12 protein-coding genes are annotated in these 13,365 nt (G+C 51.6%); 5 read left to right on the top strand and 7 right to left on the bottom strand.

Annotation, left to right across the window (positions count from 1 at the left end):
* The first annotated feature begins 2 nt into the window (after positions 1–2).
* The 4 genes from odhB (at position 3) to EHN13_RS09350 (ending at position 4,528) form a co-directional block, all read left to right on the top strand.
* Positions 3–1,226, top strand: coding sequence for a 2-oxoglutarate dehydrogenase complex dihydrolipoyllysine-residue succinyltransferase (gene odhB, locus EHN13_RS09365; RefSeq protein ID WP_003022925.1), 1,224 nt, complete (start codon positions 3–5; stop codon positions 1,224–1,226).
* Between the two features lie 146 nt (positions 1,227–1,372).
* Positions 1,373–2,539: an ADP-forming succinate--CoA ligase subunit beta gene (gene sucC, locus EHN13_RS09360; RefSeq protein WP_003022927.1), complete on the top strand. Its 1,167-nt coding sequence runs from the start codon at positions 1,373–1,375 to the stop codon at positions 2,537–2,539.
* Positions 2,539–3,408, top strand: coding sequence for a succinate--CoA ligase subunit alpha (gene sucD, locus EHN13_RS09355; RefSeq protein ID WP_003022929.1), 870 nt, complete (start codon positions 2,539–2,541; stop codon positions 3,406–3,408). Before sucC ends, sucD begins: the two co-directional genes overlap by 1 nt.
* A gap of 226 nt (positions 3,409–3,634) precedes the next feature.
* Positions 3,635–4,528 (top strand): PocR ligand-binding domain-containing protein, encoded by an 894-nt coding sequence (locus EHN13_RS09350; protein ID WP_124021289.1) that lies wholly within the window; start codon positions 3,635–3,637, stop codon positions 4,526–4,528.
* On the opposite strand, the gene cobA is transcribed toward EHN13_RS09350, so the two are convergent.
* Positions 4,507–5,295 (bottom strand): uroporphyrinogen-III C-methyltransferase, encoded by a 789-nt coding sequence (gene cobA / locus EHN13_RS09345; protein WP_048212251.1) that lies wholly within the window; start codon positions 5,293–5,295, stop codon positions 4,507–4,509. The genes EHN13_RS09350 and cobA overlap by 22 nt on opposite strands.
* 404 nt (positions 5,296–5,699) lie before the next feature.
* On the opposite strand from cobA, the gene EHN13_RS09340 reads away from it, so the two are divergent.
* Positions 5,700–6,602 (top strand): LysR family transcriptional regulator, encoded by a 903-nt coding sequence (locus tag EHN13_RS09340; RefSeq protein ID WP_048212250.1) that lies wholly within the window; start codon positions 5,700–5,702, stop codon positions 6,600–6,602.
* 119 nt (positions 6,603–6,721) lie between these two features.
* Here the strand turns inward: EHN13_RS09340 and cobO are convergent, their stop codons facing one another.
* The 6 genes from cobO to EHN13_RS09310 all read right to left on the bottom strand — a co-directional run bounded on the left by cobO (position 6,722) and on the right by EHN13_RS09310 (position 13,363).
* Positions 6,722–7,324, bottom strand: a complete 603-nt coding sequence (gene cobO / locus EHN13_RS09335; RefSeq protein ID WP_101742400.1) for a cob(I)yrinic acid a,c-diamide adenosyltransferase — start codon at positions 7,322–7,324, stop codon at positions 6,722–6,724.
* A gap of 9 nt (positions 7,325–7,333) precedes the next feature.
* Positions 7,334–8,986, bottom strand: coding sequence for a class I fumarate hydratase (locus EHN13_RS09330; RefSeq protein WP_124021288.1), 1,653 nt, complete (start codon positions 8,984–8,986; stop codon positions 7,334–7,336).
* 93 nt (positions 8,987–9,079) lie between these two features.
* The gene (gene glsA, locus EHN13_RS09325; protein ID WP_061067544.1) at positions 9,080–10,081 is read right to left on the bottom strand and encodes a glutaminase A; all 1,002 of its coding nucleotides are present in this window, start codon (positions 10,079–10,081) and stop codon (positions 9,080–9,082) included.
* A 124-nt stretch (positions 10,082–10,205) separates the two neighbouring features.
* On the bottom strand, positions 10,206–11,510 hold the full coding sequence (locus tag EHN13_RS09320; RefSeq protein ID WP_048212246.1) for a dicarboxylate/amino acid:cation symporter: 1,305 nt from the start codon (positions 11,508–11,510) through the stop codon (positions 10,206–10,208).
* A gap of 168 nt (positions 11,511–11,678) precedes the next feature.
* On the bottom strand, positions 11,679–11,996 hold the full coding sequence (locus tag EHN13_RS09315) for a DUF4387 domain-containing protein (protein WP_048212245.1): 318 nt from the start codon (positions 11,994–11,996) through the stop codon (positions 11,679–11,681).
* The gene (locus tag EHN13_RS09310; RefSeq protein ID WP_124021287.1) at positions 11,993–13,363 is read right to left on the bottom strand and encodes an acyclic terpene utilization AtuA family protein; all 1,371 of its coding nucleotides are present in this window, start codon (positions 13,361–13,363) and stop codon (positions 11,993–11,995) included. Before EHN13_RS09310 ends, EHN13_RS09315 begins: the two co-directional genes overlap by 4 nt.
* Positions 13,364–13,365: the final 2 nt, after the last annotated feature.

The raw sequence follows: 13,365 nt of genomic DNA, 5'->3' as shown, positions 1-13,365 counted from the left end.
TAATGAGTAGCGTAGATATTCTTGTTCCCGACCTGCCTGAATCCGTAGCGGATGCAACGGTTGCAACCTGGCACAAAAAACCGGGCGATGCAGTACGTCGTGATGAAGTACTGGTAGAAATCGAAACTGACAAAGTGGTACTGGAAGTACCGGCATCAGCGGACGGTATTCTTGATGCGGTTCTGGAAGATGAAGGGACAACCGTCACTTCTCGCCAGATCCTTGGTCGCCTGCGTGAAGGCAACAGCACCGGTAAAGAAACCAGCGCTAAGTCTGAAGAGAAAGATTCTACTCCGGCACAGCGCCAGCAGGCGTCTCTTGCTGAGCAGAACAACGATGCCCTGAGCCCGGCGATCCGTCGCCTGCTGGGTGAGCATAACCTCGAAGCCAGCGCTATCAACGGCACCGGTGTCGGCGGTCGTATCACGCGTGAAGATGTTGAAAAACATCTGGCGAAAGCCCCGGCTGCGAAAGCTGAAGCAAAAGCGCCGGCAGCAGCGCCTGCGCCACAGGCTCAACTGGGCGCGCGTGGTGAAAAACGTGTTCCGATGACCCGTCTGCGCAAACGCGTAGCTGAGCGTCTGCTGGAAGCGAAAAATTCCACCGCCATGCTGACCACGTTTAACGAAGTCAACATGAAGCCAATCATGGATCTGCGTAAGCAGTACGGTGATGCGTTCGAGAAACGTCACGGTATCCGTCTGGGCTTTATGTCTTTCTACGTGAAAGCGGTTGTTGAAGCGCTGAAACGCTATCCGGAAGTGAACGCGTCCATCGACGGCGATGACGTGGTTTATCACAACTACTTTGATGTCAGCATGGCGGTCTCCACGCCACGTGGTCTGGTAACGCCGGTCCTGCGCGATGTGGATCTGCTGGGTATGGCAGACATCGAGAAAAATATTAAAGAACTGGCAGTCAAAGGTCGCGACGGCAAGCTGACGGTTGAAGATCTGACGGGCGGTAACTTCACCATCACTAACGGTGGTGTGTTCGGTTCCCTGATGTCCACGCCGATCATCAACCCACCGCAGAGCGCCATCCTGGGTATGCATGCCATCAAAGACAGGCCGATGGCGGTAGACGGCAAGGTTGAAATCCTGCCGATGATGTATCTGGCGCTGTCTTATGACCACCGTCTGATCGATGGTCGTGAGTCAGTAGGCTTCCTGGTAACCATTAAAGAGTTGCTGGAAGATCCAACGCGTCTGCTGCTGGACGTGTAGTTAATAAGAGTATCACCTGCCCTGTAGGCCTGATAAGACGCCAAGGCGTCGCCATCAGGCGATGCACCATTGCCGGATGGCGGCGTTAATGCCTTATCCGGCCTACAGGTTAAAGATAACGATTACCTGAAGGATGGACAGAACACATGAACTTACATGAATATCAGGCAAAACAACTTTTTGCCCGCTATGGCTTACCGGCACCGGTGGGTTATGCCTGTACTACTCCGCGTGAAGCAGAAGAAGCCGCTTCAAAAATCGGCGCTGGCCCGTGGGTAGTGAAATGTCAGGTTCACGCTGGTGGCCGCGGTAAAGCGGGCGGTGTGAAGGTTGTGAACAGCAAAGAAGACATTCGCGCTTTTGCTGAACACTGGCTGGGTAAACGTCTGGTTACTTACCAGACAGACGCCCATGGTCAACCGGTAAATCAGATTCTGGTTGAAGCAGCGACCGACATCGGTAAAGAACTTTACCTCGGCGCAGTTGTTGACCGTAGCTCCCGTCGCGTGGTCTTCATGGCCTCTACCGAAGGCGGCGTGGAAATCGAAAAAGTAGCGGAAGAGACCCCGCATCTGATCCACAAAGTGGCACTCGATCCGCTGGCAGGCCCAATGCCTTACCAGGGACGTGAGCTGGCGTTCAAACTGGGTCTGGAAGGTAAACAGGTTCAGCAGTTCACCAAGATCTTCATGGGTCTGGCGACTATCTTCCTGGAGCGCGACCTGGCGCTGATCGAAATCAACCCGCTGGTTGTCACCAAACAGGGTGACCTGATCTGCCTCGACGGCAAACTGGGCGCTGACGGCAACGCGCTGTTCCGCCAGGCTGACCTGCGCGAAATGCGCGACCAGTCTCAGGAAGATCCGCGTGAAGCGCAGGCTGCGCAGTGGGAACTGAACTACGTAGCGCTCGACGGCAACATCGGTTGTATGGTTAACGGTGCGGGCCTGGCAATGGGTACCATGGACATTGTTAAGCTGCACGGTGGCGAACCGGCTAACTTCCTTGACGTGGGCGGCGGCGCGACCAAAGAGCGCGTGACCGAAGCGTTCAAAATTATTCTCTCCGATGACAACGTAAAAGCAGTACTGGTGAACATCTTCGGCGGTATCGTACGTTGCGACCTGATCGCCGACGGTATCATCGGCGCGGTAGCCGAAGTGGGTGTTAACGTTCCGGTCGTGGTGCGTCTGGAAGGTAACAACGCTGAACTCGGCGCGAAAAAACTGGCTGATAGCGGCCTGAATATTATTGCAGCGAAAAGTCTGACGGATGCAGCTCAGCAGGTTGTTGCCGCAGTGGAGGGGAAATAATGTCAGTTTTAATTAATAAAGATACCAAGGTTATCTGCCAGGGCTTCACCGGTAGCCAGGGGACATTCCACTCCGAACAAGCGATTGCTTACGGTACGCAGATGGTTGGCGGCGTAACGCCAGGTAAAGGCGGCACCACGCACCTGGGCCTGCCGGTGTTCAACACCGTGCGTGAAGCTGTAGAAGCGACTGGCGCAACCGCCACTGTTATCTACGTTCCGGCACCGTTCTGCAAAGACTCCATTCTGGAAGCAATCGATGCAGGCATCAAGCTTATCATCACCATCACCGAAGGCATCCCGACCCTGGATATGCTGACCGTGAAGGTGAAGCTGGATGAAGCTGGCGTGCGCATGATCGGCCCGAACTGCCCAGGCGTTATCACCCCGGGCGAATGTAAAATCGGCATCATGCCGGGTCACATTCATAAGCCGGGTAAAGTGGGCATCGTTTCCCGTTCCGGTACCCTGACCTATGAAGCAGTTAAGCAGACTACCGACTACGGTTTCGGCCAGTCTACCTGTGTAGGCATCGGCGGCGACCCGATCCCGGGCTCTAACTTCATCGACATCCTGAAGCTGTTCCAGGAAGATCCGCAGACTGAAGCGATCGTCATGATCGGTGAGATCGGCGGTAGCGCGGAAGAAGAAGCGGCTGCGTACATTAAAGATCACGTGACCAAGCCGGTGGTTGGCTACATCGCGGGCGTCACCGCGCCGAAAGGTAAGCGTATGGGTCACGCTGGTGCCATTATCGCCGGCGGTAAAGGGACCGCGGATGAGAAATTCGCAGCTCTTGAAGCTGCAGGCGTGAAAACCGTTCGCAGCCTGGCCGATATCGGCGAAGCACTGAAAACCGTTATTAAGTAAGCCATAAAAATACAGCCCTGACTTTCTGCATGGTCAAGGGCTGGTCTAATTTCGACATGGTTGGCCATCTGATGATGGCCTTTTTTATTTTCTGCCATCCCGCATCATGCAATTTGATCACAATCATCTTCACAAATGAGATTATTTTTTGCGGCGAGCATCATTCTTTCTTTTGCCTGGATTTTGCATATTACCGCCTTTAGTCATATTAAGGTTGGAGGATGGCGTGTCGCTGAAAATTCAGGATGATTACTTACCATGTTTTTTCTCTATAGCAGAAGTCTTCTCCAATGCGACGGGGTTAGCAACGGTAGTCGTTGATGTTACAGGCAGAGCTCTCTCTGATTGCCATAACTTTAATTCATTCTGTAAGCTGATGAGAGCGAATAAACGCTACAGTGTTGGTTGCCAAACGTGCGATAAACAGTGTGTTTTTGAGGCACTGAAACAGTGTAAGCCCAGAATATTCAGCTGCCATGCAGGGCTAAGTCTGTTCTCCATACCATTAATTTATGAGGAGAATCTGCATGGTTTTATTATCTGTGGTCAGGTTCGGGCTAAGTACCAGGAATATAAAACCATCATCGTTGAAGATGAATCACGATGGATGTGTGATCCTCAAATAAAATCCGAGTGGGATCAGCTTGTTGCGGTTGATAATAATACGTTGGTGGCATCGGCTAATTTATTGCATTTTATTGTTAACAATTTTGAGGTGCAAAAAAAACAATCTGAAGTGGTATTCGATAAACCGACAAGTAACGTCCGGCACTATTTAACGGAGCTTTCTCGTCATGAGAAAAAACTACTGGCGGCACTGCGTTATATTGATGATAACCTGTATAGTGACTTATCTCTGGAGTCTGTGGCGGCACATGTCTGTTTAAGTGCAAATTATTTCAGCCGATTTTTTAAGAAGCGCCAGGGCGTTAACTTTAAAACCTGGGTGAGTCAGAAAAAAATGCAAAAGGCGGGGGAGTTATTACACGATCCGGTTCATTCAATAGACAGTATCGCCCGGAAACTTCAGTACGCACAAACCAGCTATTTTTGTCGCGTTTTCCGGGCGGCGCATCAAACATCACCCCAGTCTTTTCGTCACGCCAGACTCTCGCAGTAAAGATGTTCAGGGAGGTCTATAGCGGCAGGAATAAAAGACAGACGATCGCTCAGCGTGACGACATCGCCAATGACGATCAGTGCAGGCGGCGTAATGTTGGCTTCCTGCGCATTGCTCAGTAACGAGCCGAGGGTACAGGTCAGCCGGCGCTGATTCTCCCGGGTCGCGGACATGATGATGGCCGCGGGCGTCTCCGCCGGTTTCCCACCCATCAACAGTTCTTCACAAATAAACGCCAGATTCGCAATACCCATGACGATAACCAACGTACCGTTAAGTTTCGCCAGCTGGCGCCAGTCCTGCTGCTGGTTGCCTTCGCGTGTATGACCGGTCACCACGTGAAAACCAGAGGCGTAATCGCGATGTGTTACCGGGATCCCGGCACAGGTTAATCCCCCAATGGTTGAACTGATACCGGGGACGACTTCAAAAGGGATCCCCGGCTCAATAAGCCCTTCAACTTCTTCGGCCCCACGACCAAATACGTAGGGATCGCCACCTTTTAAGCGCACGATATTGTGATGCGTCTGGGCATACTGAACGAGAAGAGCGTTGATTTCATCCTGTGGCACACAATGAAATCCCGGATTCTTACCGACATTGATAAGCTCACAGTCAGCGGATGCCCATTCCAGAATCTTAGGATTGACCAACCTGTCGTAAATAATGACATCTGCTTGTTTAATGCACATCACTGCTTTGAGGGTGAGTAATGAAATATCACCGGGACCTGCGCCAACGAGCCAGACCTTTCCGAAAGTTTTCACATTGTGTCCTTTATCACGTCTAACAAAAAAAGGCAGAACCACTCCGGAGAATGATTAAAAGCAGTCGTTTGCCTGTAAGTTATAACGCTGAATTTTCCTAAATTATCACAAGGATAATATTGATTAATCTCGCAAAGTTTTTTCCACAATAAACAAGATGACTTGAAAAATTATTAAGAACTTATTGGCGCTATGTGTCTGAATTTAACCTTAATTAAATTGTGTTTATTGTTGTGCTTGAGTATTATTGGTTAATATTTATCCGCCATCAGTATGAACAAATCATGGATTGGATCAATGACATCAATGCCTGAAATAAAATATAACACTCGATGTTTATTCGGGTGATATGAATTATTTTTTATAAATTAAACTATTTTTGTACGCTGCATATGGAAGAGGTTATGAGAGGAAAAATACCCAAAACGGAGTTGCTGGTAACTTTTGAAGTGGTTGCGCGTCACGAAAGTTATACCCGGGCAGCTGAAGAGCTGGCTCTAACACAAAGTGCTGTTTTCCGCCAGGTGAATGCGCTAGAGGATTTTCTTAATACAGCGCTATTTAATCATGCCAAAAAGCGCATTTTTTTAAATGCGGCAGGCAAACACTATTTAACTATTGTTAAAGAAACACTGAACAAGCTTGAACGAGATACGACGACGATCATGACATGGCAGCCGACCGTACAAGTGATCGAACTGGCGGTTAACCCGACGTTCAGTACGCACTGGCTGATCCCAAACCTGCGTGAGTTCAATAAACTCAATCCTGATATTATCGTTAATATTCATTCTCTGGCGAATATTGGTGATTTTCTTAACCGGGAATATGACGCAGCGATCATGCGGGAAGATTTTTACTCGCCGTGGTCGGGGGTCGAGTACCTGTTCGAAGAGGAAATTCTGCCAGTGTGCAGCCGTTGCTTGCTTGCTGAACCGGACCGGAAGCTGTCCGTCGATGAACTGCTGAACGAATACCCGCTGTTGCATCAAAGTACCCGCATCAAAGGCTGGCAGGAATGGTTTGCGCTGTCCGATGTCAGCAGTCCGCTGGTGAATAAAGGTCCGCGATTTGATCTGTTGTCGATGCTGATTGCGGCGGTACGTTCCAATCTTGGCGTCGCATTGCTCCCCCGTTTTGCCATTCAGCACGATCTGGATAGTGGGGATATGGTGATTCCTTGCGATGTTCCAATGCGTACCGGGAATCGATTTATCATGACGTGGCGGGAGGAGAAATCAGAGTCCCTTCATTTGGAGATCTTCCGCAACTGGTTGCTAAATAAATCCGTGATGTCGGCTGCCTGATGGTGGCTTGCGCCTTATCAGGCCTACAGGTTTCGGTGTTCACCATAGGCCCGATAAGCGTATCGGTTTTGGGTAAATCGCCGGATGCGGCGTAAACGCCTTACCCGGCAAAAGAGCGATTACCAGTCGATCCCTGGCTGTGCCTGAATGCCGCTATCAAAAGCGTGTTTAACCGGGCGAAGCTCGCTGACCGTATCGGCAAGTTCAAGTAACAGCGCATGGCAACCGCGCCCGGTGACGATCACGCTCTGGTCGGCAGGGCGATTTTCGATGGCGCTGATTACCTCCTGCGTATCCAGATAGTGATAAGCCAACATATAGGTGAGTTCGTCCAGTACGACCAGATCGTAATGCGCATCAGCCAGCATGCGCTTACTTTCCAGCCACACTGCGGTGGCCGCCTCGATATCGGCTTCCCGGTTCTGGGTTTCCCAGGTAAAACCGGTACCCATAATATGAAACTCCACGCCGAGAGGGTGCAGTGTGTTGTACTCGCCATTATCCCACTGGCCTTTAATAAACTGCGCGACGCCAACGGTTTTTCCGTGACCAACCGCGCGTGTCGCCGTGCCGAAGGCTGCGGTAGATTTTCCTTTACCATTGCCGGTGAAGACAATCAGAATCCCTTTCTTCTCCGTTGCCGCCGCCACGCGGGTATCAACCTGCGCTTTCAGCTTCTGCTGACGCTGGCGATGTCGGTCATTGTTGGCTCGCGCTTCCATGATAGCTCCTTAATGTCCTGCCGGGCAGGTTGCGCAGCGATGCTGCTGCTCAAACTGACTGAAGAAGTTATTGCCTTTGTCATCTACTAATACGAACGCAGGCATATTTTTAACTTCCATCATCCACACCGCTTCCATGCCCAGTTCGGGATACTCAAGGCACTGCAGGTTCTTCACATACTGCTGGGCCAGCAGAGCCGCTGCGCCGCCAATGCTGCCGAGGCTAAATCCACCGTGTTTGTGACAGGCATCAGTGACCTGCTGACTGCGGTTACCCTTGGTGAGCATAATGAGACTTCCGCCTTGTGCCTGGAAAGCATCGACGTACCCATCCATGCGTCCGCCGGTTGTCGGCCCCATTGAACCGCAGGCCTGGTTTTCGGGGGTTTTGGCGGGGCCGGCGTAATAAACGATATGTTTTTTCATGTATTCCGGCATCGGTTCGCCGTTATCCAGGCGCGCTTTGATGTTTGCGTGGGCGATATCTCGGGCAACAACAATTGGGCCGCTTAACGACAAACGAGTCCCGATGGGCAGGGCGGAAAGGTCATGCAGGATTTCGCGTAACGGACGGTTCAGATCCAGTTGAACTGTCTGGGCGCCATTTTCCACCCGCTGTGAATCAGGGATAAATTTGCCCGGGTTATGCTCGAGTTTCTCCAGCCAGATACCGTGTTTGTTAATTTTGGCTTTGATGTTGCGGTCGGCAGAACAGGAGAGGGCCATGGCGATAGGGCAGGAGCCGCCGTGGCGCGGTAAGCGAATTACGCGAATATCGTGGGCAAAGTATTTGCCGCCAAACTGCGCGCCGATGCCAAACTCGCGGCTGGCATTGAGCAGTTCGGCTTCCAGTGCCGTATCGCGGAACGCCTGACCCAGCTCATTCCCGCTGGTGGGCAGGTTATCGTAATATTTGGTTGATGCCAGTTTGGCTGTCTTCAGCGCCTGATCGGCGGACAAGCCCCCAACCACGAAAGCGATGTGGTACGGCGGGCAAGCGGCGGTACCCAGCGATTTCATTTTTTCGATCAGGAAGGCTGTGAGCTTTTCCGGCTGCAGAATGGATTTGGTTTCCTGGAATAGCGCCGCCTTATTGGCAGAACCGCCGCCTTTGTTGACGAACAGGAATTTATACTCATTACCCGGCGTGGCGCTGATGTCGATTTGCGCTGGCAGGTTAGTCTGGGTATTGACCTCGGTATACATGTCCAGCGGGGCATTTTGCGAGTAACGCAGATTGTTTTCGGTGAAGGTGGTATATACGCCTTTGCTCAAGGCTTCGGCGTCATCGCTGCCTGTCCAGACATGTTGTCCTTTGCAGGCCACAATGGTTGCCGTCCCGGTGTCCTGACAGTTAGGCAGGACGCCTTTGGCCGAAACCTCAGCGTTGCGCAGCAGTTGTAATGCGACGTACTTATCGTTACCGCTGGCCTGCGGGTCGTGCAAAATGCTGGCTATCTGTTTCAAATGTCCGGCGCGCAGAAAAAATGAAGCCTCATAAAATGCCTGCTGTGCTAATAAGGTTAACGCTTCAGGCGCTACCTTAATCACTTCCTCTCCGTCTAACTCCGTTACCGTTACGTGCTGGTTACTCAGTAATTCATACTCGGTATTATCTTTACTCTGAACAAAGAGTTCCTGCCAGACAAATGGTTTAGACATGTTTACTTCTCACCTCTTCATTTTTGCCGGATGACGGCGTAAATACGTGCGCTAATCGTAGGCCGGATAGCGCTTCGCTTATCCGGCAGAGTGTTATTTTGCTAAAAAGACATTGGCCTGCGTCGCTTCGGCGACATATTCGATAGTTTGCTGGGCGCGAACGCTGTTACCGGCTTCGTCCAACGGCGGAGAGTAGACGGCAATGGCATATTTTCCGGGCACCACCGCAACCATCCCGCCGCCGACGCCGCTTTTCGCCGGAATGCCAACGGTGTACAGCCATTTACCGCTGCCGTCGTACAGTCCGGCAATCGCCATTTCCGCCAGCACTTGCGGAACATATTTTTCATTCAGCAACTGCTTGCCGTTGAACGGCGATTTCCCTTTGTTCGCCAGTACGGCACCCATTTTGGCCAGTTGCTCAACGGTGATATCCACCGAGCACTGACGGGTATAAATTTCGACGGCGTCGTCGGTGTTGCCATAGAAGCTGTTATAGGATTCCATCAGCTTCGCCAGCGCCTGATTGTGCTGGTTGGTCTCCATCTCAGATTTGTAAACCGGCTCATTAACCGTGAGCGTGGCATCGGCCCAGACGTTCAGGTTGTCGAGGATTTTGTTCCAGCGATCGGTTTTGTCTTTGGCTTCAATCAGACTAACGGTGCTCATGGCTCCGGCGTTTACCAGCGGGTTTTCCGGCGCGCCTTTGGTCAGTTCAACGGCTAAACCGGAATTAAATGGCATGCCAGTGGCATTGGCCCCGAGTTTATCCAGCACTACCTGAGGACCGTGCTGTTCCATGGCGAGCGCCATGGTGAAGACTTTACTCAGCGATTCCATGGGAAAGGGTTTGTTAACATCGCCAACCTGGTAGATTTTTCCGTCCACCGTAGCAATAGTGATGGCAAAATTATTTGGGCTGTAGCTCGCCAGGGCAGGGATGTAGTCGGCGACTTTTCCATCATTGTTACTTTTGTACTTTTGATGCGCCTGTTCTATCAATCTGGCGTAGTCCGGCGCGGTTTGCGCGAATGAGGTAGCGCTAAACAAGACGCTGAAAGAAAAGAGACTCACGCCGAGCAGAGTTTTAGTCATGGTGCTTTCCTGTTGGGGTACTTATCATGCGCCGGATGGCGGCGTACCGCCTGATCCGGCTTACGGATAATTAAACGTTATGTAGGCCGGATAAGCGCAAGCGCCATCCGGCAATAACGAGGTATCAGGACAACGCGACTTCTGTTTCGGTGACCGGGCGGTCTTGCTCCGGTGTTTTGACTGGCGCTGTTCCGCGGCAGCCTGAACCAAAGTGTTCACCTTCCCAGCGGCCTACAATGGCAGCGCCCATGGCATTACTCATGACGTTGGTGGCGGAACGACCCATATCGAGGAACGGATCGACGCCCATCAGCAGGATCAAACCCGCCTCCGGAATGTTGAACTGGTTCAGGGTAGCGGCGATAACGACCATCGAGGCACGCGGTACACCCGCCATCCCTTTAGAGGTCAGCATCAGAATTAACAGCATGGTAATTTGCTCGCCCATGCTCAACTCAATGTTGCACGCCTGGGCAATAAAGACGGTGGCAAAGGAGCAATAGGCCATGGAGCCTACGAGGTTAAAGGAGTAACCGATCGGCAGAACGAAGCTGGCAATTTTTGACGATACGCCGAATTTTTCCAGCTTATCCAGCGTGCCCGGGAAGGCTGCTTCAGAACTGGAGGTCGTAAAGGCCAGCAGTGCAGGCTCGAAGATTGATTTGGTCAAACGCGCGATGCAAGGCCCGACTATCATGGTTGACAGGCCAATCAGAATTGCCCACAGCATACCCAGCGTCAGGTAGAATTCACCCATGAAGATCCCGGCGCTGACCATTACACCCAGACCACGTTCGGCAATCAAACCTGAAATAGCGGCAAAAACGGTCAGTGGCGCAAACAGCATGACGTAGCCTGTCAGTTTCAGCATCACGTGCACCAGCGAATCCAGAACCTTAACGATAGGCTCGGCTTTTTCACCGATTGCGGCCAGGCTGCAACCAAGGAAAATGGAGAACACCACGATCTGCAGGATTTCGTTCCGCGCCATCGCGTCAACGATACTGGTTGGTACGGCATGTGAGATAAAGACTTTCAGCGTGAAGGGTTCAGACTTAACGGCGGCAACAGCGCCTGCGTCATGAGCAACAAAGTTGATGCCTGCGCCCGGCTGGAAGATATTAACGATAACCAGACCCAAGGCGATCGACAGCAGTGAGGCACAAATAAACAGGAAAAAAGTTTTAGAAAATATACGACCCAGCGTTTTGGCATCGCCCATCTTGGCAATACCGACAACCAGAGTTGAAATAACCAATGGCGCAATAATCATCTTCACCATACGTAAGAATATAGTGGTGAAAATGGAAATATCCTGTGCATATGATTTTGCTGTTTCAGCCGCGGCCATATTATTAATGGCCACCCCGGCAATCATGCCGAGTATCAGGCCTAATATGATCATCTTGGTTAAACTTATTTTCTTCATGTGTACTCCATCGGATAAAGGCTGGTAATTGGAATAATGTAGGGTGGCGTGTGCCTGAGCCTGGACAGCAGCTCAGGCGCACGCCTGTTGTGACCAACCGCATGAATATTCGAAGCACTGTGATACAGCTGAACTCTGTGCTCCAATGGCTGTTATTGTGTTTTTTTGTTACAGATCGAATTCAATACTTAATAATGGTGCGTGTTGCTGCGCGCCATAAACATCATTGTCACCGACATTGCCGGAAATAATATCGCGCGGCATGACAATTTTTACGGCATTTGCCGGATCGAACCACACAATATTGTGAATAAAGTCAGGTTCGACATTATATAACCCAGCAATAAGTTGCGGAGTTAATTGCTCTGAGCGTTTTACGCGCTGATAGTCTTCCCGGGTTTTAAACAAAATATCTAAAACCAGTTCGTACGGTCCGGCATTTTTTGAGCGAATGACCTGCGCCAGTGAACAAATTGAGTGTTTCATGCCTGAACTCCTTCTGGCGTCACCTGCTCAATGTGGAAATCAAACCGCAGTGCATCGCTGGCTTCAATCAGGTGATAGATCGAGAACTCATACACCGGCCCACTCTGAATATCAGATGGCGAGAACGGGAAGGCGAGGTTGCCCGCCGTGGCAATACGATTTTCATAGCCGTAGTGCAACAGGGTAGAGCGCACCAGCGAGCAAACGCTGTTGGCGATATCCTGCGTCGGCGCAACGACGTCCAGTAAAATCCCCAGTTCATGACCCGCGGTTTTCATCGGTTCATGGTTGCCCATCACGCCGTTCTTCCCGTACAGGTGGAACGTCATGCGGATGCTGTCGTCATTCAGGGAGAGGTTACGTGCTACGCTTGCCTGGACCTCTTCGAGAATGGTGTCAATTCCGGCAATCATAATCGGGTCGCGCGTTCCGGCGATGGTCAGGCAGCGGAAGCCAACCTGACGCGCGCCTTCCAGTTTCAACGCATACGGTGTTTCTTCATGACGTGAACCGCTGACATACACTTCGCCCTCGTTAACCTGGGTAAAGGTGCACGCTTTCAGGTTCAGCACACCGCCCGGTCCCGGCAGGAAGTACGGATCGGACTTCTCATACAGGGTGTGCGCCGCAGCAGACGTTTCAGTGAACTTACGCTTGGGATTGAACGCCTTCAGCGTAAAGCCGTTGTCGTCGATAATGCCCATCGCACAATCGGAGCCGGAGCCGGGGGTTGCTGCAATGGCAGCACACTCAAGGATCTTACCGCAGTGCAGCGCCAGACCTTCATCAAAGCCTTGCATAATCGGCAGCGCCGCGAAGCAGGCTGGATCGTAAGCGCGTCCGCCCAGAACAACCTGTGCCCCCGCTTTCAGCGCACGCTGGAAAGGCTCGACGCCCATCTGCGCGACAATGTAGGTGCTCTCTTCAATGGCCTCGTGAGTCAGTTCAGGCACAAAATCTAGCGCGGTGATTTTGCCGTTATCCAGCGCCTGATGAACGATTTCTTTGTCTACATCAGACGGGATCAGCGCCATTGAGAAGGACAGTTTTTCTTCCTGGGCAATCTCATGGATTATCTGGCGACACCACTCCAGATGCGGAGCGGCACCAGAACCACCGGCGGTACCGATCACGACCGGGATGTTGTTCTTAACGCCCGCCACGATCATATAGCGCAGATCGCGTTTTACCCCGGCTCTGTCGGTAAAGGGTTTACCTGCCCCCAGGTAGTGGGAGCCAGGATCGGAGGAACCTGCGTCAACAGCAATAAGATCCGGTGACTCTTCCATGGCTTTACGAAAACTTTCTTCCGGGAAGCCATAACCCAGGATAGCCGTCGGCGATAAGATCTTAAATGTGCGTGCCATCT

It is taken from the genome of Citrobacter youngae (genome assembly GCF_003818115.1).
In the GTDB taxonomy this organism is placed as follows: Bacteria; Pseudomonadota; Gammaproteobacteria; order Enterobacterales; family Enterobacteriaceae; genus Citrobacter; species Citrobacter youngae.
The sequence above is the reverse complement of the archived record's forward strand: the minus strand, read 5'-3'. Positions and strand labels throughout refer to the sequence as shown.